Source organism: Cellulomonas sp. NPDC089187, assembly GCF_040685135.1.
Classification (GTDB): domain Bacteria; phylum Actinomycetota; class Actinomycetes; order Actinomycetales; family Cellulomonadaceae; genus Cellulomonas.
This window is the reverse complement of the sequence record NZ_JBFBHI010000002.1, coordinates 71,541-89,933: the sequence shown is the minus strand read 5'-3', so window position 1 is coordinate 89,933 and position 18,393 is coordinate 71,541. Positions and strand designations below refer to the sequence as shown.

31 protein-coding genes are annotated in these 18,393 nt (G+C 68.2%); 1 reads left to right on the top strand and 30 read right to left on the bottom strand.

All coding sequences use genetic code 11. From position 1 onward, the window contains the following. Positions 1–12: 12 nt before the first annotated feature. Together truA and AB0N78_RS04705 are read right to left on the bottom strand one after the other, a co-directional pair. A complete protein-coding gene (gene truA, locus AB0N78_RS04710) occupies positions 13–918 on the bottom strand; it encodes a tRNA pseudouridine(38-40) synthase TruA (RefSeq protein ID WP_363386418.1) in 906 nt (301 codons plus the stop codon). Further along, positions 915–2,228 (bottom strand): ADP-ribosylglycohydrolase family protein, encoded by a 1,314-nt coding sequence (locus AB0N78_RS04705; protein ID WP_363386416.1) that lies wholly within the window; start codon positions 2,226–2,228, stop codon positions 915–917. Before AB0N78_RS04705 ends, truA begins: the two co-directional genes overlap by 4 nt. Positions 2,229–2,269: 41 nt before the next feature. On the opposite strand from AB0N78_RS04705, the gene AB0N78_RS04700 reads away from it, so the two are divergent. After that, a complete protein-coding gene (locus AB0N78_RS04700; protein ID WP_363386414.1) occupies positions 2,270–3,040 on the top strand; it encodes an ROK family protein in 771 nt (256 codons plus the stop codon). A gap of 88 nt (positions 3,041–3,128) precedes the next feature. On the opposite strand, the gene rplQ is transcribed toward AB0N78_RS04700, so the two are convergent. The 28 genes from rplQ to rplD all read right to left on the bottom strand — a co-directional run bounded on the left by rplQ (position 3,129) and on the right by rplD (position 18,389). Further along, entirely contained in the window at positions 3,129–3,647 is a 519-nt protein-coding gene (gene rplQ / locus AB0N78_RS04695) for a 50S ribosomal protein L17 (RefSeq protein ID WP_363386412.1), read from the bottom strand. A gap of 60 nt (positions 3,648–3,707) precedes the next feature. Then, positions 3,708–4,718, bottom strand: coding sequence for a DNA-directed RNA polymerase subunit alpha (locus AB0N78_RS04690; protein WP_363386410.1), 1,011 nt, complete (start codon positions 4,716–4,718; stop codon positions 3,708–3,710). Positions 4,719–4,855: 137 nt separating this feature from the next. After that, positions 4,856–5,257, bottom strand: coding sequence for a 30S ribosomal protein S11 (gene rpsK, locus AB0N78_RS04685; protein ID WP_168630736.1), 402 nt, complete (start codon positions 5,255–5,257; stop codon positions 4,856–4,858). Between the two features lie 95 nt (positions 5,258–5,352). After that, positions 5,353–5,727: a 30S ribosomal protein S13 gene (gene rpsM / locus AB0N78_RS04680; RefSeq protein WP_363386408.1), complete on the bottom strand. Its 375-nt coding sequence runs from the start codon at positions 5,725–5,727 to the stop codon at positions 5,353–5,355. Between the two features lie 160 nt (positions 5,728–5,887). Next, positions 5,888–6,001, bottom strand: coding sequence for a 50S ribosomal protein L36 (gene rpmJ, locus AB0N78_RS04675; protein ID WP_013117849.1), 114 nt, complete (start codon positions 5,999–6,001; stop codon positions 5,888–5,890). Between the two features lie 69 nt (positions 6,002–6,070). After that, positions 6,071–6,292, bottom strand: coding sequence for a translation initiation factor IF-1 (gene infA, locus AB0N78_RS04670; RefSeq protein ID WP_013770189.1), 222 nt, complete (start codon positions 6,290–6,292; stop codon positions 6,071–6,073). 268 nt (positions 6,293–6,560) lie between these two features. Then, on the bottom strand, positions 6,561–7,397 hold the full coding sequence (gene map, locus AB0N78_RS04665; RefSeq protein WP_363386405.1) for a type I methionyl aminopeptidase: 837 nt from the start codon (positions 7,395–7,397) through the stop codon (positions 6,561–6,563). A 1-nt stretch (position 7,398) separates the two neighbouring features. Then, positions 7,399–7,977 carry an adenylate kinase gene (locus AB0N78_RS04660; protein WP_363386403.1) on the bottom strand — a complete coding sequence of 193 codons (579 nt, stop codon included), beginning with the start codon at positions 7,975–7,977 and terminating at the stop codon, positions 7,399–7,401. Then, on the bottom strand, positions 7,974–9,272 hold the full coding sequence (gene secY, locus AB0N78_RS04655) for a preprotein translocase subunit SecY (RefSeq protein ID WP_363386401.1): 1,299 nt from the start codon (positions 9,270–9,272) through the stop codon (positions 7,974–7,976). The genes AB0N78_RS04660 and secY overlap by 4 nt, the downstream gene beginning before the upstream one ends. A gap of 241 nt (positions 9,273–9,513) precedes the next feature. Then, on the bottom strand, positions 9,514–10,176 hold the full coding sequence (rplO, locus tag AB0N78_RS04650) for a 50S ribosomal protein L15 (protein ID WP_363386399.1): 663 nt from the start codon (positions 10,174–10,176) through the stop codon (positions 9,514–9,516). Between the two features lie 2 nt (positions 10,177–10,178). Continuing rightward, positions 10,179–10,361 carry a 50S ribosomal protein L30 gene (gene rpmD, locus AB0N78_RS04645; protein WP_168630730.1) on the bottom strand — a complete coding sequence of 61 codons (183 nt, stop codon included), beginning with the start codon at positions 10,359–10,361 and terminating at the stop codon, positions 10,179–10,181. Continuing rightward, on the bottom strand, positions 10,361–10,999 hold the full coding sequence (gene rpsE, locus AB0N78_RS04640; RefSeq protein ID WP_363386397.1) for a 30S ribosomal protein S5: 639 nt from the start codon (positions 10,997–10,999) through the stop codon (positions 10,361–10,363). The genes rpmD and rpsE overlap by 1 nt, the downstream gene beginning before the upstream one ends. Before the next feature lie 46 nt (positions 11,000–11,045). Further along, the gene (gene rplR, locus AB0N78_RS04635) at positions 11,046–11,417 is read right to left on the bottom strand and encodes a 50S ribosomal protein L18 (protein ID WP_363386395.1); all 372 of its coding nucleotides are present in this window, start codon (positions 11,415–11,417) and stop codon (positions 11,046–11,048) included. A gap of 3 nt (positions 11,418–11,420) precedes the next feature. Beyond that, positions 11,421–11,960, bottom strand: a complete 540-nt coding sequence (rplF, locus tag AB0N78_RS04630; protein ID WP_363386393.1) for a 50S ribosomal protein L6 — start codon at positions 11,958–11,960, stop codon at positions 11,421–11,423. A 26-nt stretch (positions 11,961–11,986) separates the two neighbouring features. Then, entirely contained in the window at positions 11,987–12,385 is a 399-nt protein-coding gene (gene rpsH / locus AB0N78_RS04625) for a 30S ribosomal protein S8 (RefSeq protein WP_363386391.1), read from the bottom strand. Positions 12,386–12,475: 90 nt separating this feature from the next. Then, the gene (locus tag AB0N78_RS04620; protein ID WP_168630725.1) at positions 12,476–12,661 is read right to left on the bottom strand and encodes a type Z 30S ribosomal protein S14; all 186 of its coding nucleotides are present in this window, start codon (positions 12,659–12,661) and stop codon (positions 12,476–12,478) included. 1 nt (position 12,662) lies between these two features. Next, positions 12,663–13,229 (bottom strand): 50S ribosomal protein L5, encoded by a 567-nt coding sequence (gene rplE / locus AB0N78_RS04615; RefSeq protein WP_363386389.1) that lies wholly within the window; start codon positions 13,227–13,229, stop codon positions 12,663–12,665. After that, positions 13,229–13,576 (bottom strand): 50S ribosomal protein L24, encoded by a 348-nt coding sequence (gene rplX, locus AB0N78_RS04610; RefSeq protein ID WP_168630723.1) that lies wholly within the window; start codon positions 13,574–13,576, stop codon positions 13,229–13,231. Before rplX ends, rplE begins: the two co-directional genes overlap by 1 nt. A gap of 2 nt (positions 13,577–13,578) precedes the next feature. Continuing rightward, entirely contained in the window at positions 13,579–13,947 is a 369-nt protein-coding gene (gene rplN / locus AB0N78_RS04605; RefSeq protein WP_363386387.1) for a 50S ribosomal protein L14, read from the bottom strand. A gap of 83 nt (positions 13,948–14,030) precedes the next feature. Then, positions 14,031–14,318 (bottom strand): 30S ribosomal protein S17, encoded by a 288-nt coding sequence (rpsQ, locus tag AB0N78_RS04600; RefSeq protein WP_363386385.1) that lies wholly within the window; start codon positions 14,316–14,318, stop codon positions 14,031–14,033. 7 nt (positions 14,319–14,325) lie between these two features. Further along, positions 14,326–14,565 carry a 50S ribosomal protein L29 gene (rpmC, locus tag AB0N78_RS04595; RefSeq protein WP_034625876.1) on the bottom strand — a complete coding sequence of 80 codons (240 nt, stop codon included), beginning with the start codon at positions 14,563–14,565 and terminating at the stop codon, positions 14,326–14,328. Beyond that, complete coding sequence (gene rplP / locus AB0N78_RS04590; RefSeq protein ID WP_169166345.1) at positions 14,565–14,981, bottom strand: 50S ribosomal protein L16; 417 nt, start codon at positions 14,979–14,981, stop codon at positions 14,565–14,567. The genes rpmC and rplP overlap by 1 nt, the downstream gene beginning before the upstream one ends. Before the next feature lie 3 nt (positions 14,982–14,984). Continuing rightward, positions 14,985–15,809 (bottom strand): 30S ribosomal protein S3, encoded by an 825-nt coding sequence (gene rpsC / locus AB0N78_RS04585; protein ID WP_363386382.1) that lies wholly within the window; start codon positions 15,807–15,809, stop codon positions 14,985–14,987. 2 nt (positions 15,810–15,811) lie between these two features. Then, positions 15,812–16,177 (bottom strand): 50S ribosomal protein L22, encoded by a 366-nt coding sequence (rplV, locus tag AB0N78_RS04580; protein WP_363386380.1) that lies wholly within the window; start codon positions 16,175–16,177, stop codon positions 15,812–15,814. Between the two features lie 56 nt (positions 16,178–16,233). Continuing rightward, positions 16,234–16,515, bottom strand: a complete 282-nt coding sequence (gene rpsS, locus AB0N78_RS04575; RefSeq protein WP_168630716.1) for a 30S ribosomal protein S19 — start codon at positions 16,513–16,515, stop codon at positions 16,234–16,236. A 15-nt stretch (positions 16,516–16,530) separates the two neighbouring features. Beyond that, the gene (rplB, locus tag AB0N78_RS04570; protein ID WP_169166348.1) at positions 16,531–17,367 is read right to left on the bottom strand and encodes a 50S ribosomal protein L2; all 837 of its coding nucleotides are present in this window, start codon (positions 17,365–17,367) and stop codon (positions 16,531–16,533) included. Between the two features lie 33 nt (positions 17,368–17,400). Beyond that, positions 17,401–17,703 carry a 50S ribosomal protein L23 gene (gene rplW, locus AB0N78_RS04565; protein ID WP_168630714.1) on the bottom strand — a complete coding sequence of 101 codons (303 nt, stop codon included), beginning with the start codon at positions 17,701–17,703 and terminating at the stop codon, positions 17,401–17,403. Then, positions 17,700–18,389: a 50S ribosomal protein L4 gene (rplD, locus tag AB0N78_RS04560; RefSeq protein WP_363386377.1), complete on the bottom strand. Its 690-nt coding sequence runs from the start codon at positions 18,387–18,389 to the stop codon at positions 17,700–17,702. The genes rplW and rplD overlap by 4 nt, the downstream gene beginning before the upstream one ends. Positions 18,390–18,393 lie beyond the last annotated feature (4 nt).

Sequence of the window (18,393 nt, the reverse complement as noted above, 5' to 3'; positions counted from 1 at the left end):
GCTCCGCCCCGATCAGTCGCCGGGACGGGGCAGCGGCGGGGCGTGCACATCAGCGGCTGACCGCGGTGCCCGGGTCTGCACCGCGCGCGCGGCCAACTCCTCGTCCGGGGGGTACAGCACCTCCTCCAGCGTGAGCCCGTGCGCGGCCACCACCGCACTGCCCGGGTCCCGCCGACCACCGACCAGCAACTCGGCAGGCCAGTCGATCCCCCGCCGGTGTTCCCCCACCGCCAGGCTCGCGCCGACCAGCGCGCGCACCATCGAGTGGCAGAACGCGTCGGCGCGGACCGTGGCCACCACCAGACCGGCGTCGAGGCCGTCGACCGGCCGCTGCCAGCTGAGCTCGTCCAGGGTGCGGATCGTCGTCGCGCCCTCCCGCGGTTTGCAGTACGCCGCGAAGTCATGCCGCCCCAGCACCCGCTGCGCCGCCGTGTGCATCGCCTCGACGTCCAGCGGTCGCCGGTTCCACAGCACGTGGCTGCGGCGCAGCGGATCGCGTAGCGCCGGGTCGTCGCACACTCGGTAGACGTAGCGCCGGGCCAGCGCGGAGAACCGCGCATCGAAGCCCTCGGCCGCTTCCCGGACACCGCGCACCACCACATCGGCGGGCAGCACCCCGGTCAGCCGGGTCAGCAAGGCCTGTGCCGGGCTCCAGTCCGAGCGCCCGGGCAGCTGCGCCCAGGTCGGCTCCGGGATGTCGACATGCAGTACTTGCCCACGGGCGTGCACCCCCGCGTCGGTCCGGCCCGCCACCGTCACCCGTGGCACCGGCTGCCCTCGGTGCTCGGTACGCAGCACCACCGCCAGCGCGTCCTCCACCACCCCTTGCACCGTGCGCAACGTCGGCTGGCGCGCCCACCCGGCAAAGTCGGTGCCGTCATAGGCCAGGTCGATCCGCACCCGGATCTGCGCGGTCATCGTTCCTCCTGCCGTGGCTGGACCACGATCCCGCCGAACCGGGCCTCCTGAGCTCGGTACTCCACCGCGTCGATCCAGACCCGCCCGTCGAGCACCGCCTGCGATGCGGTGGAACCGTCCAGATACTGCCCGGTGTAGCCGCCGCCGAAGGACGTGTTGTAGAGCCGCACCGGTCGACCGTGCTCATCGGTCACCTCGTCCGCGCACCAGGCGCACAGGTGGTCCGGATAGCGCGCGTAGGGCACGACTCGGGTCCCGCACAGCGGGCAGGACTGGACCCGCCACGGCGCCAGGGAGGGCTGATCCTCACGCTCCGCGGTGACACCGGCCTGAGCGATCGCCCGGCCCCACTCCCCGAGACGTCGGGCGTCCGCTCCGGGCCAGCCGTGGATCGCCCGCCGCATCGGCGTCGGCACGACCGAGCTCCCCTGCCATGCACCCAAGAGCCCACCGGCGATAGCCGCGACGGTGTCGGTGTCCCCGCCGAGCCGCACCGCGCGGGCCAGCCGCTCGACGAATCGCTGCGAGGACTCGGCAGGCGAGGTGCTCGGTGGGTCCTGCGGGGCAGGCACATGCCAGGTCGCCTGCAACGCGGTGACAGTGAAGCCGTTCTGAGACAAATCCACTGCGGGCTGTTCCAGTTCAGCCTGATCGATCCAGTCGGACCAGCGAGCGGCACTGTCATCGGGCAGCAGATCGAGTCCACCCCGCAGATCCAACCGCCCCTCGCTCGTGGCCACCCGGACCGCCTCGGACCACAGCACACAGGAGTCGCCAGCCAGGGGATCAGCATGGGTCAGCTCGGCCACGGCCCGGGCGGCAGCGGCGGTGTGCATCCGGTTGTTCAGCGCGACCAGTCCGACGACGGCTGTCCGCATCAGGGCACCGTTGCCCGCTGCGCGGCCCGTCTCGGCGAACTGCTTCCACGCCGAGGCGCGCAACCGTTCCGCCGCTGGACCCGTACACTCGGCCGCCCGATCCAGCACGGCGGCGGTCTGCATCCCGATGTCGCTCGCACCGCGCCTGCGCCAGTCCAGGAAGCCCTGGGCGATTTGGTCCAGCTCGGTCTCGGAGCGCAGGCCACCGCCCTGGGCCGCCACCCCGGCGATCACCGCGGCCATCTGGGTGTCGTCGCTCCACTCCCCCGGCTCATACGGCCCCAGTCCGCCGCCGATCATCTCCGGCTGCTCCCCCGGACCAGGTGGCGCGGCGAACTCGTAAGGCACCCCGAGCGCGTCCCCGCACGCCTGGCCGATCAGCACCCCGCAGGCGCGATTCAGCACGCCACGGTTCAGAGGGAGAGCGAGCACCGGATGAGCCTACGGCCCCACCACTGCTCTACCGTTACCCCGTGCCCACGCCGACCCCCAGTCCGTACACCCTGGCCGTCGACTGTGGCGGCGGCGGGATCAAGGCCTCTGTGCTCGACTCCTCCGGCACGCTGCACGCCCCCGCGGTACGCGTCCCCACCCCATACCCGCTGCCGCCGGAGCGCCTGGTCGACACCATCGCCGACATCGCCGGGCAACTACCCCCCGCGGACCGGGTGACCGTCGGGATGCCCGGGATGATCCGACACGGCGTCGTGGTCGCCACCCCGCACTACGTCACCCGTTCCGGCCCGCACACCCGGGTCGACCCGGAGCTGGTCGAGGCCTGGTCGGGCTGCGACATTCGCGCCGCATTCGAGCACCGGCTGGGTCTGCCCGCCCTGGTGCTGAACGACGCAGAGGTCCACGGGGCCGGGGTGGTCTCCGGTTCCGGGGTGGAGTTGGTGCTGACGCTGGGCACCGGACTCGGGTCGGCGCTGTTCGACGGCGGACGGTTGGCCCCGCACCTCGAGTGGTCGCATGCACCCCTGCACCGCGGGACGACCTACGACGAGTACATCGGTCAGATTCAACGGGCCCGGCTCGGCGACGCGATGTGGTCCCGGCGGGTACGCCGGATGATCGACGGGCTGCGACCGGTGTTCCGTTGGGACCGGCTCTACCTCGGTGGTGGCAACTCTCGCGCGATCACCGCGACCACCCTGGCCCGGCTCGGCGACGACGTGGTGATCGTCCCCAACCAGGCCGGGATCACCGGCGGTGTCCGGGCCTGGCAGCTGCGGACGGACTGAGCTCGACCCCAGGTCCAGCCCTCCGGCAACACGACGAGGCCCGGCCCACCCTCGCGGGTGAACCGGGCCTCGTGCCGAACAGCGGGACTCAGGCCTTCTCGGCGTCGTCCTTGGTCTCCTCGGCCGGAGCCTCGGTCGCCTCAGCAGCGGTGTCCTCGGTGGTCGCGGACTCCTCGACGGTGTCCTCAACCGGCGCCGCCTTCTCGGCAGCCTTGGTGGCCTCGCGGACCACGGACTGCTTCGGGGACAGCGGCTCGAGCACGAGCTCGATCACGGCCATCGGCGCGTTGTCACCCTTGCGGGGGCCGATCTTGGTGATCCGGGTGTAGCCACCCTGACGCTCGGCCACAGCCGGGGCGATCTCGGTGAAGAGCGTGTGCACGACGGACTTGTCGCGGATCACGGTCATCACCCGACGGCGGGCGTGCAGGTCACCGCGCTTGGCGAAGGTGATCAGACGCTCGGCCAACGGACGCAGGCGCTTGGCCTTGGTCTCGGTGGTGGTGATCCGCTTGTGCTCGAACAGCGCCGTGGCCAGGTTGGCCAGAATCAGCCGCTCGTGCGCCGGACCGCCACCGAGCCGGGGACCCTTGGTGGGCGTGGGCATGTCGTTACTCCTTGGTTCCAATGATGGGCTTGCGGGCGGCTGGCGCCCGCCACCCCGGCGTCAGTACTGCTCGTCCTCGCTGAAGTCGCCCTCGTCACCGTCGTAGTACGCGGCGGCGCTCGGGTCGAAGTCGAGCGGGCTGTCCTTGAGGGACAGGTTCAGCTCGGCCAGCTTCTCCTTGACCTCGGTGATCGACTTCGCACCGAAGTTGCGGATGTCGAGCAGGTCGGCCTCGGAACGCGCCACGAGCTCGCCCACCGTGTGGATGCCCTCGCGCTTGAGGCAGTTGTACGACCGGATGGTCAGCTGCAGGTCCTCGATCGGCAACGCCAGGTCGGCGGCCAGTGCCTGGTCCGTCGGGGACGGGCCGATCTCGATGCCCTCGGCCTCGACGTTCAGCTCACGGGCCAGACCGAACAGCTCCACCAGGGTCTTACCGGCCGAGGCCAGTGCGTCCCGCGGGGAAATGGCGGCCTTGGTCTCGACATCGACGATCAGCTTGTCGAAGTCGGTGCGCTGCTCGACACGGGTGGCCTCAACCTTGTAGGTCACCTTCAGCACCGGCGAGTAGATCGAGTCGACCGGGATCCGGCCGATCTCGGCCTCGAAGGCCTTGTTCTGGTTGGCCGACACGTAGCCACGGCCGCGCTCGACGGTCAGCTCGATCTCGAGCTTGCCCTTCTCGTTCAGCGTCGCCAGGTGCAGGTCGGGGTTGTGCACCTCGACACCGGCCGGCGGCACGATGTCCGCGGCGGTCACATCACCGGTGCCCTGCTTGCGCAGGTACATCACGACCGGCTCGTCGTTCTCCGAGGAGACGACCAGGTTCTTGATGTTGAGGATGATCTCGGTGACATCCTCCTTGACCCCGGGGATGGTGCTGAACTCGTGCAGCACACCGTCGATCCGGATGCTGGTCACGGCGGCGCCCGGGATGGACGACAGCAGCGTCCGGCGCAGGGAGTTGCCCAGCGTGTAGCCGAAGCCGGGCTCGAGCGGCTCGATGGAGAACCGGGACCGGTTCTCCGAGATGACCTCTTCGGTCAGGGTGGGGCGCTGTGCGATGAGCACTTCGGTGTTCCTCTCAGCGTGCGTCCGCCATATGACGCAGCGCAGGTACGCAAACGGTCGTGCGGGTCTCGGTCCACCCGGACGGCCAGCCACGCCGTTCCACCCTCACGTCGAGGGCAGAACGGCGTGACGACGGATCAGACGCGGCGACGCTTCGGCGGACGGCAGCCGTTGTGAGCCTGGGGGGTCACGTCCTGGATGGAACCCACCTCGAGCCCGGCGGCGGTCAGCGACCGGATCGCGGTCTCGCGGCCCGAACCCGGGCCCTTGACGAAGACGTCGACCTTCTTCATGCCGTGCTCCTGCGCCTTGCGAGCAGCAGCCTCGGCCGCCATGCCGGCAGCGTAGGGGGTCGACTTACGGGAGCCCTTGAAGCCGACGTCGCCGCCGGAGGCCCAGGAGATCACCGCACCGCTCGGGTCGGTGATCGAGACGATCGTGTTGTTGAAGGTGCTCTTGATGTGGGCCTGCCCCACGGAGATGTTCTTCTTCTCCTTGCGGCGCGGCTTGCGCACACCAGTACGGGTCTTGGGAGGCATTCGCTCGTTCTTTCTACGGGTCTACGTGGTCTGTGGGTCGCGGCGAGCCGCTGGCCCGGTGGTGCCTGATCAGCACCAGGGCCGGTGCGACTGGCTCAGCGGGCCTTCTTCTTGCCCGCGACGGTGCGCTTGGGACCCTTACGGGTACGCGCGTTGGTCTTGGTGCGCTGACCGCGCACCGGGAGGCCGCGACGGTGACGCAGACCCTCGTAGCAGCCGATCTCAACCTTGCGGCGGATGTCGGCGGCAACCTCACGGCGGAGGTCACCCTCGAGCTTGTAGTTGCCCTCCAGGTAGTCACGCAGCGCGACCAGCTGGGCGTCATCGAGGTCCTTCACGCGGACGTCCGGGCTGATGCCGGTCGCCTCGAGCGTGGCCTTGGCGCGGGTGCGACCCACGCCGAAGATGTAGGTGAGCGCGATCTCCAGCCGCTTCTCGCGGGGGAGATCAACGCCGATAAGACGTGCCATGTGCCTGACGGCTCCTGTACTTCGTCCGAAGGTCTTCCACATCGTCCTCCCGCCTGGCTGCGGGCCCCGGCCTCCGGACCGGGGGTTCACCGGGCCACCAGGGGTGGCGCGATGCGGCGATGCGCTGACGGTGACCGCAGTGGGTCACCAGGGGGCTAGTTCAGCCCTGACGCTGCTTGTGACGCAGGTTCTCGCAGATCACCTGGACACGACCGTGCCGGCGGATCACCTTGCACTTGTCGCAGATCTTCTTGACGCTGGGCTTGACCTTCATGGCCTGTTCCTCCGCCGCCGATGCGCCTGACTTCTCAGCCAAGCCGACGGCGATGCTCGATCGGTCGATTTACTTGTAGCGGTAGACGATGCGCCCGCGGGACAGGTCGTACGGGCTGAGCTCGACCACCACCCGGTCCTCGGGGAGGATCCGGATGTAGTGCTGGCGCATCTTGCCCGAGATGTGGGCGAGAACCTTGTGACCGTTCGTCAGCTCGACGCGGAACATCGCGTTCGGCAGAGCCTCGACCACGCTGCCCTCGATCTCGATGACACCGTCCTTCTTCGCCATGTCCTCCGCTAACTGTTGTGCTTCACTTCCGAACTCCCCATCCGCCTGGCCGGTGACCCGGTGGCATCGGATGTGGTGCGGGTGTCGATGCCCTCGCTCGCACCCGCGCGCAAGCCTCACCCAGGGGCGAGAAACTCACGGACGAGCATGCGGCAACATCAGGGCGCACACCCAACGGACAAGCATACGCCATCAACGCAGTTCGGAGAAACGGGTTCGTGCTTGTCGAGCGGACACGCCGAGGCCTCCCCCGGCTCGCGTCCCCGGCTCAGTCCAGCGCAGCGACCGGGACGCCCCGCGCCCCGAGCTCGGCGAGGCCACCGTCGTCCGCGGTCAGCACCCACAGACCGTCCTCGAACAACGCCACGGAGTGCTCCCAGTGCGCGGCCCGAGAACCGTCGGCAGTGATGACGGTCCAGTCGTCGTCCAGGGTCTCGGTCGCAATCGTGCCCCGGGTGATCATCGGCTCGATGGCCAGGCACATCCCCGGCTTGAGCTTGAGTAGCCGGTCGCGGACCCGGTAGTTCAGCACATCGGGCGGCAGGTGCATCTGTGACCCGATCCCGTGCCCGACGTACTCCTCGACGATGCCGTAGCCGATACCCGAGCCGTCCACGGCGTCTTCCACCGCGTCGCCGACCACATTCAGCCGATCCGCGAGACCGTCACCGCCCCAGAGCGCGGCGATCCCGTCCCACATGGCCTTGCGGGTGACCTCGACCAGCGCAGCATCGGCGGGGTCGATGTCGTCCAACACCAGGGAGAGCGCGGAGTCGCCGTGCCAGCCCTCGACGATCGCACCGCAATCGATCGACACCAGGTCGCCGGGCTGCAACACCCGGTCACCCGGGATGCCGTGCACGACCTCCTCGTTGACCGATACACAGATCGTCGCCGGGTAGTCGTAGTACCCGAGGAAGGAGGGCGTGGCACCGGCCTGAGCGATCACCGCAGCCGCAGCCCCGTCCAGATCGGCGGTGGTAGCGCCCGGGCGAGCCGCAGCCTTCGCAGCGGCCAGCGCCTCGGCCACCACCAGGCCGGCCCGCCGCATCAGTCGGATCTGCTCCGGGGTCTTCAGCTCGATCTTCTCGCGGCCGAATGCCATCTCAGCCCAGCTTCGGCTCGATGGCCGCCAGCAGGCGCTCAGTCACCTCGTCGACCTCACCGATGCCGTCCACCTGGACCAGCAGTCCCCGGGCGGCATACAGGCCGGAGATCGGCGCGGTCTCCTCAGCGTAGACATCCAGGCGGCGGCGGATCACCGGCTCGGTGTCGTCCTCCCGGCCCTCGATCTCCGCGCGCTTGAGCAGGCGGGGCACGACGACCTCGGGGTCGACGGTGATCTCGAGGGCGACGTCGAGGGAGACCCCCGCGTCGGTCAGGGTGGCGTCCAGCGCCGAGACCTGGGCCGTGTTGCGGGGGTAGCCGTCCAACAGGAAGCCCTCGGCGGCGTCGGCCTCAGCCAACCGGTCGCGGACCATCGAGTCAGTGACCTCGTCCGGGACCAGCTCGCCGCGGGAGCTGTACTCCTGCGCCAGCTTGCCCAGCTCGGTGCCGCCCTTGATGTTCGCGCGGAAGATGTCCCCGGTGGAGATCGCCGGCACACCCAACCGCTCGGCAAGCTTCGCAGCCTGCGTGCCCTTCCCTGCTCCGGGTGCGCCCAACAGGATCAGTCGTGCACTCACCGCAAGAACCCTTCGTAGTGCCGCTGCTGTAGCTGCGACTCGATCTGCTTCACCGTCTCCAGTCCGACGCCGACCACGATCAGCACCGAGGAGCCACCGAACGGGATCGACGTCCCGACACCCAACACGATGAACGCGATGGTCGGGATCAGCGCCACCAGGGCCAGGTAGATCGAACCGGGCGCGGTGATCCGGGTGATGACGTAGTCCAGGTACTCGGCGGTCGGTCGACCGGCACGGATGCCCGGGATGAAGCCGCCGTACTTCTTCATGTTGTCCGCGACCTCGTCCGGGTTGAACGTGATGGCGGTGTAGAAGTAGCAGAAGAAGATGATCAGCAGCACGTACAACGCGATGTGCAGCGGTGCACCCGGGTCAGCCAGGTTGACGGCGACCCACTGCTTCCAGCCCGCGGTCTGGTCACCGAAGCCGGCGATCAGCGAGGGCACCTGCAACAGCGACGAGGCGAAGATCACCGGGATCACACCGGCCATGTTGATCTTGATCGGGATGTAGGTGCTCGACCCGCCGTAGGTGCGACGTCCGACCATCCGCTTGGCGTACTGCACCGGAACCCGACGCTGCGACTGCTCGACAAAGACCACCAGGCCGATCACCAGGATGATGATCACCATGATGATGGCGAAGGCGCCGAGGCCACCGGAGCCACCAGCGATCGACCACATGGCGCTCGGGAACGAGGCCGCGATCGAGGTGAAGATCAGCAGGGACATGCCGTTGCCGACGCCGCGCTCGGTGATGAGCTCGCCCAGCCACATGATCAAGCCGGTACCGGCGGTCATGGTGAGGATCATCAGCGCGGTGGTCATGATCGAGCTGTCCGGGATGACCTCGACGGAGCAGCCCTGGAACAGCTGACCGTTGCGCGCGGTGATGATCACCGTCGTCGACTGCAGCACGGCTAGGCCGATGGTCAGGTACCGGGTGTACTGGGTCAGCTTCGCGGTGCCGGACTGGCCCTCCTTGTGCAGGGCCTCGAACCGCGGAATGACCACGCGCAGCAGCTGGATGATGATGCTGGCGGTGATGTACGGCATGATCCCGAGCGCGAACACCGACAGTTGCAGCAGCGCGCCACCACTGAACAGGTTCACCAGGCCCAGGACACCGCTGTCCGAGCCGGCCTGCTCGATGCAGACCTGCACGTTGGAGTACGACACCCCGGGCGTGGGCAGGAACGAACCAACCCGGAACACGACCATGATGCCGATCGTGAACAGCAGCTTGCGCCGCAGATCGGGGGTCCTGAAGGCCCGCACGAATGCGCTGAGCACCTGTCCTCCTGCTTCCGCCGTGCGGCGGGATGTCGTCCGGCGGGGCCGGTCCGGTCCGGCGTGACGCCGGTCGTACACCATCTGTTCCGGGCACAGCACCGCCCCGGACACAACTTACCTGCCGAACCTTAACGGACATCCGCCCGCACCTGGGTATCGGGACGCCCCAGTGGCTCGGCGTGGCTGAACGTGCAGACAGCAACGGGGCCGGTGGGAGATCCCACCGGCCCCGTCTACTGGCTCAGTCCTGCGCGATGCTGCCGCCGGCGGCCAGGATCTTGTCCTTGGCCGAACCGGACAACGCGTCCACCGCGACGGAGAGCTTCACGGTGAGCTCACCGGCACCGAGAACCTTGACCGGTTGGCCCTTGCGGACCGCACCCTTGGCCACCAGGTCCTCGACGGTGACCTCGCCACCGTTGGGGTACAGCGCCGCGAGCTTCTCCAGGTTCACGACCTGGTACTCCACCCGGAACGGGTTCTTGAAGCCGCGGAGCTTGGGCAGCCGCATGTGCAGCGGCATCTGCCCACCCTCGAAGCGCTCCGGCACCTGGTACCGGGCCTTGGTGCCCTTGGTACCGCGACCGGCCGTCTTACCCTTCGACGCCTCACCACGACCCACGCGGGTCTTGGCGGTCTTGGCACCGGGGGCGGGACGCAGGTGGTGGACCTTGAGCGTGCCGCCGGCACCCTCAGTGGTCGCCTCCGCCTTCGCAGCCTTGGCAGCGGGCTTCTTGGCAGCCTTCGGCTTCTCCTCGGCCGCAGCCTCGGTGGTCGCCTTGGCAGCGGCCGGCTTCTTGGCGGCGGCAGGCTTGTCGGCAGCAGCCGCCTTCGCCTTGGTCGCCTTCGGAGCCTTGGCCGGGGTCTCCTCGGGAGTCGCGTCAGCCTTCTTCTCGTCAGCCATCGTCACTCCACCTCCTCGACCGCGACCAGGTGCGTCACCGTGTTGACCATGCCGCGGATCTCGGGACGGTCCTCCTTGACGACGACGTCGCCGATCCGCTTGAGGCCCAGGGTGCGCAGCGTGTCGCGCTGGTTCTGCTTACCGCCGATGGCGGACTTGGTCTGGGTCACCTTCAGGCGGGCCATCACGCACCCACCTTCTCGGTCTTCTCCGGACGACCGGCAGCCTGTGCCCGCAGGAGCGCCGCCGGAGCGACGTCCTCGAGGGCCAGCCCACGGCGCGCGGCCACAGCGGCCGGCTCCTCCAGGCCCTTCAACGCCGCCACCGTGGCGTGCACGATGTTGATGGCGTTGGAGGAACCCAGGGACTTGGACAGGATGTCGTGCACGCCGGCGCACTCGAGCACCGCACGCACCGGACCACCGGCGATCACACCGGTACCCGGGGAGGCCGGACGCAGGAAGACAACACCGGCAGCGGCCTCACCCTGGATCGGGTGGGTGATGGTGCCCTGGATGCGGGGAACGCGGAAGAAGTTCTTCTTCGCCTCCTCGACACCCTTGGCGATCGCCGCGGGCACCTCCTTGGCCTTGCCGTAACCGACACCCACGGTGCCGTCGCCGTCACCCACGACCACCAGGGCGGTGAAGCTGAAGCGACGACCACCCTTCACGACCTTGGCGACACGGTTGATCGAGACGACGCGCTCCAGGAACGCGCTCTTCTCCTGGGCGTCCCCGCGGCGGTTGTCGCGGCGGCCACCATCGCGGCGGTCGCCACCACCCTGCGGTGCGCCCGTGTTGCTGCGCTGAGGAGCAGCCATCAGTGGTTCCTCACCTTCGATGCGGGAAATGCCAGCACGGTCGTGTTCACAGCGCCAGCCCACCCTCGCGGGCGGCGTCGGCGACCGCAGCCACCCGGCCGTGGTACTTGTTGCCGCCGCGGTCGAAGACCACTGCGTCGATGCCGGCAGCCTTGGCGCGCTCGGCGATCAGCTCACCGACCTTCTTGGCCTTGGCGGTCTTGTCGCCCTCGGCGCCGCGCAGGTCCGCCTCGAGCGACGAGGCCGACACCAGGGTGCGACCCACGCCGTCATCGACGATCTGGGCGACGATGTTCCGGTTAGACCGGGTGACGACCAGGCGCGGACGCACGGCCGTACCAGCGATCTTCTTGCGCAGGCGCAGGTGGCGGCGCTTACGGGCGATGGACTTGCCCTTGCCCTTGACGATGATCGCCATGGCTTACTTACCAGCCTTTCCGACCTTGCGGCGGACGTTCTCGCCCGCGTAGCGCACACCCTTGCCCTTGTAGGGCTCGGGCTTGCGGATCTTCCGGATGTTGGCGGCGACCTCACCCACCTGCTGCTTGTCGATACCCGCGACCGAGAACTTGGTCGGGGACTCGACGGCGAAGGTGATGCCCTCGGGGGCGCTCACGACCACCGGGTGGCTGAAGCCGAGCGCGAACTCGAGGTCCGAGCCCTTGGCGGTCACGCGGTAACCGGTGCCGACGATCTCGAGCTTCTTCTCGTAGCCGGCGGTGACGCCGACGACGAGGTTCGAGATCAGGGTCCGGGTCAGACCGTGCAGCGAGCGGGAGAGGCGCTCGTCGTCGGGACGGGTGACCACCAGGGCACCGTCCTCGTCACGAGCGACCTGGATCGGGGAGGCGACCGTGTGGGTCAGGGTGCCCTTGGGGCCCTTCACCGTCACAACGGCGCCATCAATGGTGACGTCCACACCGGCCGGGACCGGGACGGGGAGTCTGCCGATTCGAGACATTGCTTGACTTCCTTTCCGTCTCGGACTTACCAGACGTAGGCGAGGACTTCCCCACCCACGCCCTTCTGGGCGGCCTGCTTGTCAGTGAGGAGACCGGAGGACGTGGACAGGATCGCCACGCCCAGGCCGCCGAGCACCTTGGGCAGATTGGTGGACTTCGAGTACACCCGCAGACCGGGCTTCGAGACCCGCTTGATACCGGCGAGCGCACGCTCGCGGTTCGGGCCGTACTTGAGGGAGATCACGAGGTTCTTGCCCACGCGGGCGTCCTCAACGGTCCAGCTCGAGATGTAACCCTCGGCCTGCAGGATCTCCGCGATGTGCGACTTCAACTTCGAGTAGGGAATCGTGACCTCGTCGTGGTGCGCCGAGTTCGCGTTCCGCAGACGAGTCAGGAAGTCTGCGATCGGGTCGGTCATCGTCATGGGGGCGTTTGCCCTTCCTCGCCGTGGTATCCGCGGCGGGCTGTCAACTCAGTGAGCCTCAGCGCCGCCGCGGACCTGCGACGTCGTTGGTTACCAGCTGCTCTTGGTCACACCGGGGAGCTGGCCGGCGTGGGCCATCTCCCGCAGGCAGATTCGGCACAGCCCGAACTTGCGGTACACGGAGTGCGGACGACCGCACCGCTGGCACCGGGTGTAGGCCCGCACGGCGAACTTCTGCTTGCCCGCGGCCTTGTTCTTCAGGGCGGTCTTCGCCATGTCAGTCCTCCTTGAAGGGGAAGCCCAGGTGCTTCAGCAGCGCCCGGCCCTCCTCATCGGTGGTCGCGGTGGTGACGACCGTGATGTCCATACCGCGGACACGGTCGATCTTGTCCTGGTCGATCTCGTGGAACATCGACTGCTCCGTCAGACCGAAGGTGTAGTTGCCGTGACCATCGAACTGCTTGGCCGACAGTCCGCGGAAGTCGCGGATACGGGGCAGCGCGGTGGACAGCAGGCGGTCCAGGAACTCCCAGGCACGGTCACCGCGCAGCGTCACGTGGGCGCCGATCGGCATGCCCTCACGCAGCTTGAACTGCGCGATGGACTTGCGGGCCTTGGTCACCTGCGGCTTCTGACCGGTGATCTGCTGGAGGTCGCGGATCGCGCCCTCGATCAGCTTCGAGTCCTTCGCGGCGTCGCCGACACCCATGTTCACCACGACCTTCACCAGGCGCGCGACCTGGTTGATGTTCTCGTGGTTGAACTCGGTGCGGAGAGTCGACCGGATCTCCTCGTTGTACCGGGTCTTCAGACGCGGCATCGGGTAGGTGGTCTCGGCGGTCATCAGATGTCCTTACCGGAGCGCTTGGCGACGCGGACCCGCGCAGTGCGGGTACGACCGTCGCGCTCGACCTGCTCAGTGCGGTAGCCAACCCGGGTGCCACGCTTGGTCTCCGGGTCGACCAGCATCACGTTGCTGATGTGGATGGGCGCCTCGACCGTCTCGATGCCGCCGGTGCGGGAGCCGCGCTGCGACTGACCGACCTTGACGTGCTTCGTGACGCGGTGGATGCCCTCGACGATCACGCGGTCACGGTCCGTCAGCACCTCGAGCACACGGCCCTGCTTGCCACGGTCCTTGCGCGAACCCGAGATGACGACCACCAGGTCGCCCTTCTTGATCTTCGCCATGATCAGATCACCTCCGGAGCCAGCGAGATGATCTTCATGAACTTCTTGTCGCGCAGCTCGCGACCCACGGGGCCGAAGATGCGGGTCCCGCGCGGCTCGCCGTCGTTCTTGAGGATCACCGCAGCGTTCTCGTCGAACTTGATGTACGAGCCGTCCTGACGCCGACGCTCCTTGCGGGTGCGCACGATGACAGCCTTGACGACGTCGCCCTTCTTGACGTTGCCGCCGGGGATCGCGTCCTTGACGGTGGCGACGATGACGTCACCGATACCGGCGTAGCGACGGCCGGAGCCACCGAGAACACGGATGCAGAGGATCTCCTTGGCACCCGTGTTGTCGGCGACCCGAAGTCGCGACTCCTGCTGAATCATTGACTAACTCCTGTCGTCTGCCGGTTCTCACGCCGTGAGGTGCGAGCCTGGCCGAACGGATAAGGGGGGAGAGTAGGGAAGGCCTACTTCGCCTTCTCGAGGATCTCCACCAGACGCCACCGCTTGGTGGCGGACAGCGGGCGGGTCTCCATGATCACGACCAGGTCGCCGATGCCGGCCTGCGAGGCCTCGTCGTGGACCTTGACCTTGCTCGTCCGCCGAATGACCTTGCCGTAGAGCGGGTGCTTGACCCGGTCCTCGACCTCGACCACGACGGTCTTGTCCATCTTGTCGCTGACCACGTAGCCGCGCCGCGTCTTGCGGTACGGACGTGCCTCGACGGCAGTGGTCTCGTTGCTGTTCTCGCTCATCGAGTCCTCACTCGCTCGCACTCGGGGCGGTCCGGATACCGAGCTCGCGCTCGCGCAGGATCGTGTAGATCCGGGCGATGTCACGACGCACGGCCTTGAGACGGCCGTGGCTCTCGAGCTGACCAGTGGCGGACTGGAACCGCAGGTTGAACAGCTCCTCCTTGGCCTTCTTCAGCTCGGCCACGAGGCGCTCGTCGTCAAAGGCGTCCAGCTCGCTGGGAGCCAGGTCCTTGGTGCCGATAGCCATCAGTTACCACCCTCGCGAACCACGAAACGGGTCTTCATCGGGAGCTTGTGCTGCGCGCGACGCATGGCCTCGCGGGCGAGCGGCTCCGGGACACCGGCGAGCTCGAACATCACTCGACCGGGCTTGACGTTGGCGATCCACCACTCCGGGGAACCCTTACCGGAACCCATGCGGGTCTCGGCAGGCTTCTTGGTGAGCGGACGGTCCGGGTAGATGTTGATCCAGACCTTTCCGCCACGCTTGATGTGGCGGGTCATGGCGATACGCGCAGCCTCGATCTGCCGGTTGGTGACATAGGCGGGCTCGAGAGCCTGGATGCCGAAGTCGCCGAAGGCGATCGTGGTGCCACCCGTGGCCGCGCCGGAGCGCTTCGGGTGGTGCTGCTTGCGGTGCTTCAGCCGACGCGGGATCAGCACGGCTCAGGCCTCCGTTCCGGTCTCAGGAGCGGCGGTCGCTGCAGGAGCCTCGGACTCGGTCGCGCGCGGAGCCTCGGAACGCTCGTTCCGACGGCCACCACCGCGGGGACCACGGTCGCCGCCACGCTCGCCACGGCCACGGCCCTGCGAACGCGGTGCCTGCGACGCCTGCTCACGAGCGAACTCGCGCTCGGTCATGTCGCCCTTGTAGACCCAGACCTTCACGCCGATCCGGCCGAAGGTGGTGCGGGCCTCGTAGAAGCCGTAGTCGATGTTCGCGCGGAGGGTGTGCAGCGGCACGCGCCCCTCGCGGTAGAACTCGGTACGGCTCATCTCCGCGCCACCGAGGCGGCCGGAGACCTGCACGCGGATGCCCTTGGCACCGGCGCGCTGCGCGGACTGGATGCCCTTGCGCATGGCGCGACGGAAGGACACACGCGACGCGAGCTGCTCCGCGATGCCCTGCGCGACCAGCTGAGCCTCGATCTCGGCGTTCTTCACCTCGAGGATGTTCAGCTGGACCTGCTTGCCGGTGAGCTTCTCCAGCTCACCGCGGATGCGGTCCGCCTCGGCGCCACGGCGACCGATGACGATGCCCGGACGCGCGGTGTGGATGTCGACGCGAACCCGGTCACGGGTGCGCTCGATCTCCACCTTGGCGATGCCCGCGCGCTCCAGGCCGGTGCTCATGAGCTTCCGGATCTGGACGTCCTCACGGACGTAGTCGCGGTACCGCTGACCCGGCTTGGTCGAGTCGGCGAACCACCGAGAGCGGTGGTCGGTCGTGATGCCCAGGCGGTACCCGAGCGGGTTGACCTTCTGTCCCACTGTCAGGCCCTTCCCTTCGTCTCACGCTCAGCGACGACCACGGTGATGTGGCTCGTCCGCTTGAGGATCTGGCTCGCGCGGCCCTGCGCCCGGGGGCGGAACCGCTTGAGGGTCGGACCCTCGTCGACGAACGCCTCTGTGACGTACAGCGTGCCCTCGTCGAATCGCTCCCCGTCCCGCTTTGCAAGCTCGCGGGCGTTGGCGATCGCGGACTCGACGACCTTGAGGACCGTCTCACCCGCGGCCTGCGGTGCGAACTTCAGCACCTGCACGGCCTCGCCGGCCTGCTTGCCACGGATGAGGTCCACGACGCGCCGGGCCTTCTGGGGCGTGACGCGGACGAACCGCGCCTTCGCCTTGGCTTCCATTGCTGTCCTGCCTTCTTGTCTCAGCCGTCCAGGCTGTCGCTTCACTGACCCGGGGGTCAGCGGCGACGGCCCTTCCGGTCGTCCTTCTCGTGGCCGCGGAACGTCCGCGTCGGGGCGAACTCGCCGAGCTTGTGCCCGACCATCGCCTCCGTCACGAACACCGGCGTGTGCTTACGACCGTCGTGCACCGCGAACGTGTGGCCCAGGAAGTCCGGCGTGATGACCGAACGGCGGGACCAGGTCTTGATGACGTTCTTGGAGCCGGCCGCGTTCTGCGCGTCGACCTTCTTCTGCAGGTGCCCGTCGACGAAGGGCCCCTTCTTCAAGCTGCGAGGCATGTCTCCCGGCTCCTATCAGCGCTTCTTGCCGGTACGGCGGCGACGGACGATGAGCTTGTCGCTCGGCTTATTCGGCCGGCGAGTACGGCCCTCAGGCTGACCCCACGGGCTGACCGGGTGGCGACCACCGGAGGTCTTGCCCTCACCACCACCGTGCGGGTGGTCGATCGGGTTCATCGCCACACCACGGACGGTCGGGCGCTTGCCCTTCCACCGCATGCGGCCGGCCTTGCCCCAGTTGATGTTCGACTGCTCGGCGTTGCCCACCTCGCCGACCGTGGCGCGGCAGCGCAGGTCGACGTTGCGGATCTCACCGGAGGGCATGCGCAGCTGCGCGTAGGGCCCGTCCTTCGCCACCAGCTGCACGGACACACCGGCCGAACGGGCGATCTTCGCACCGCCACCGGGCCGCAGCTCGATGGCGTGGATGACCGTACCGGTCGGGATGTTGCGCAGCGGCAGGTTGTTGCCGGGCTTGATGTCGGCGCCGGGACCGGCCTCGACGATGTCACCCTGAGACAGCTTGTTCGGGGCGATGATGTAGCGCTTCTCGCCGTCCGCGTAGTGCAGGAGGGCGATGCGAGCGGTGCGGTTGGGGTCGTACTCAATGTGAGCGACCTTGGCCGGCACGCCGTCCTTGTCGTGGCGACGGAAGTCGATGACTCGGTAGGCGCGCTTGTGGCCACCGCCGTGGTGCCGCACGGTGACACGGCCGGTCGAGTTACGACCACCGGTCTTGTGCAGCGGGCGGACCAGCGACTTCTCCGGCTCCGAGCGCGTGATCTCGACGAAGTCGGCGACGGAAGAGCCGCGGCGGCCCGGCGTCGTCGGCTTGTACTTACGGATTCCCATGGGGATCTGTCCTCGTTCTGCTCTTAGGCCCGGTCAGCCGACCGGCCCGCCGAAGATGTCGATCGTGCCCTCGCGGAGGGTGACGATGGCGCGCTTGGTGTCCTTACGACGACCAATACCGAACTTGGTCCGGCGCGCCTTGCCCTTCCGGTTGGCGGTGTTCACCGAGGAGACCTTCACGCCGAAGATCTGCTCCACGGCGATCTTGATCTCGGTCTTGTTGGCGCGGGGGTCCACGATGAACGTGTACTTGCCCTCGTCGATCAGGCCGTAGCTCTTCTCGGAGACGACCGGCGCGATCAGGATGTCGCGCGGGTCCTTGGCGACCGTGGTCACTTGGTGTCCTCCTCGACCTCAGTGGACGACGCCACGGCCGTGGCCGACTTGCCCTTGGTGGGGCCGGCCAGGAACGTGTCGAGCGCACCCTGGGTGAACACGACGTCGTCGGAGACGAGCACGTCGTAGGTGTTGAGCTGGTCAGCGACGAGCAGGTGGACCCGCTCGACGTTGCGCAGCGACTTCCAGGCCAACTCGTCCTGACGCTCGACCACGACCAGGATGTGCTTGCGGTCGGACAGCTGCCCGAGCACCGCCAGCGCGGCCTTGGTCGAGGGCGCCTGGTCGACACCGAAGCCGGTGACGACGTGGACGCGACCTGCACGGGCCCGGTCGGACAGAGCACCGCGGAGCGCCGCGGCCTTCATCTTCTTGGGGGTCCGCTGCGAGTAGTCACGCGGCGTCGGGCCGTGGACGGTGCCACCGCCGGCGAACTGCGGCGCACGGGTCGAACCCTGACGGGCGCGGCCGGTGCCCTTCTGCTTGTACGGCTTCTTGCCGCCACCGCGGACCTCGCCACGAGTCTTCGTGTCGTGGGTCCCCTGGCGAGCCGCGGCGAGCTGCGCCACGACGACCTGGTGGATGAGCGGGATGTTCGTCTGCGCGTCGAAGACCTCGGCCGGAAGGTCGGCGGTGCCGGCCTTCTTGCCCGCGGCGTCGAGCACGTCGACAGTCTGGGTGGTCATGAAG

Bases quoted from the DNA above. Each gene is read 5' to 3' on its own strand.
- truA (WP_363386418.1), bottom strand. From the start codon at position 918: ATGACCGCGCAGATCCGGGTGCGGATCGACCTGGCCTATGACGGCACC.
- rplQ (WP_363386412.1), bottom strand. From the start codon at position 3,647: ATGCCCACGCCCACCAAGGGTCCCCGGCTCGGTGGCGGTCCGGCGCAC.
- rpsK (WP_168630736.1), bottom strand. From the start codon at position 5,257: ATGCCTCCCAAGACCCGTACTGGTGTGCGCAAGCCGCGCCGCAAGGAG.
- rpsM (WP_363386408.1), bottom strand. From the start codon at position 5,727: ATGGCACGTCTTATCGGCGTTGATCTCCCCCGCGAGAAGCGGCTGGAG.
- rpmJ (WP_013117849.1), bottom strand. From the start codon at position 6,001: ATGAAGGTCAAGCCCAGCGTCAAGAAGATCTGCGACAAGTGCAAGGTG.
- infA (WP_013770189.1), bottom strand. From the start codon at position 6,292: ATGGCGAAGAAGGACGGTGTCATCGAGATCGAGGGCAGCGTGGTCGAG.
- map (WP_363386405.1), bottom strand. From the start codon at position 7,397: ATGGCATTCGGCCGCGAGAAGATCGAGCTGAAGACCCCGGAGCAGATC.
- rplO (WP_363386399.1), bottom strand. From the start codon at position 10,176: ATGGCTGACGAGAAGAAGGCTGACGCGACTCCCGAGGAGACCCCGGCC.
- rpmD (WP_168630730.1), bottom strand. From the start codon at position 10,361: ATGGCCCGCCTGAAGGTGACCCAGACCAAGTCCGCCATCGGCGGTAAG.
- rpsE (WP_363386397.1), bottom strand. From the start codon at position 10,999: ATGGCTGCTCCTCAGCGCAGCAACACGGGCGCACCGCAGGGTGGTGGC.
- rplR (WP_363386395.1), bottom strand. From the start codon at position 11,417: ATGGCGATCATCGTCAAGGGCAAGGGCAAGTCCATCGCCCGTAAGCGC.
- rplF (WP_363386393.1), bottom strand. From the start codon at position 11,960: ATGTCTCGAATCGGCAGACTCCCCGTCCCGGTCCCGGCCGGTGTGGAC.
- rpsH (WP_363386391.1), bottom strand. From the start codon at position 12,385: ATGACGATGACCGACCCGATCGCAGACTTCCTGACTCGTCTGCGGAAC.
- AB0N78_RS04620 (WP_168630725.1), bottom strand. From the start codon at position 12,661: ATGGCGAAGACCGCCCTGAAGAACAAGGCCGCGGGCAAGCAGAAGTTC.
- rplE (WP_363386389.1), bottom strand. From the start codon at position 13,229: ATGACCGCCGAGACCACCTACCCGATGCCGCGTCTGAAGACCCGGTAC.
- rplX (WP_168630723.1), bottom strand. From the start codon at position 13,576: ATGGCGAAGATCAAGAAGGGCGACCTGGTGGTCGTCATCTCGGGTTCG.
- rplN (WP_363386387.1), bottom strand. From the start codon at position 13,947: ATGATTCAGCAGGAGTCGCGACTTCGGGTCGCCGACAACACGGGTGCC.
- rpsQ (WP_363386385.1), bottom strand. From the start codon at position 14,318: ATGAGCGAGAACAGCAACGAGACCACTGCCGTCGAGGCACGTCCGTAC.
- rpmC (WP_034625876.1), bottom strand. From the start codon at position 14,565: ATGGCTATCGGCACCAAGGACCTGGCTCCCAGCGAGCTGGACGCCTTT.
- rplV (WP_363386380.1), bottom strand. From the start codon at position 16,177: ATGGAAGCCAAGGCGAAGGCGCGGTTCGTCCGCGTCACGCCCCAGAAG.
- rpsS (WP_168630716.1), bottom strand. From the start codon at position 16,515: ATGCCTCGCAGCTTGAAGAAGGGGCCCTTCGTCGACGGGCACCTGCAG.
- rplB (WP_169166348.1), bottom strand. From the start codon at position 17,367: ATGGGAATCCGTAAGTACAAGCCGACGACGCCGGGCCGCCGCGGCTCT.
- rplD (WP_363386377.1), bottom strand. From the start codon at position 18,389: ATGACCACCCAGACTGTCGACGTGCTCGACGCCGCGGGCAAGAAGGCC.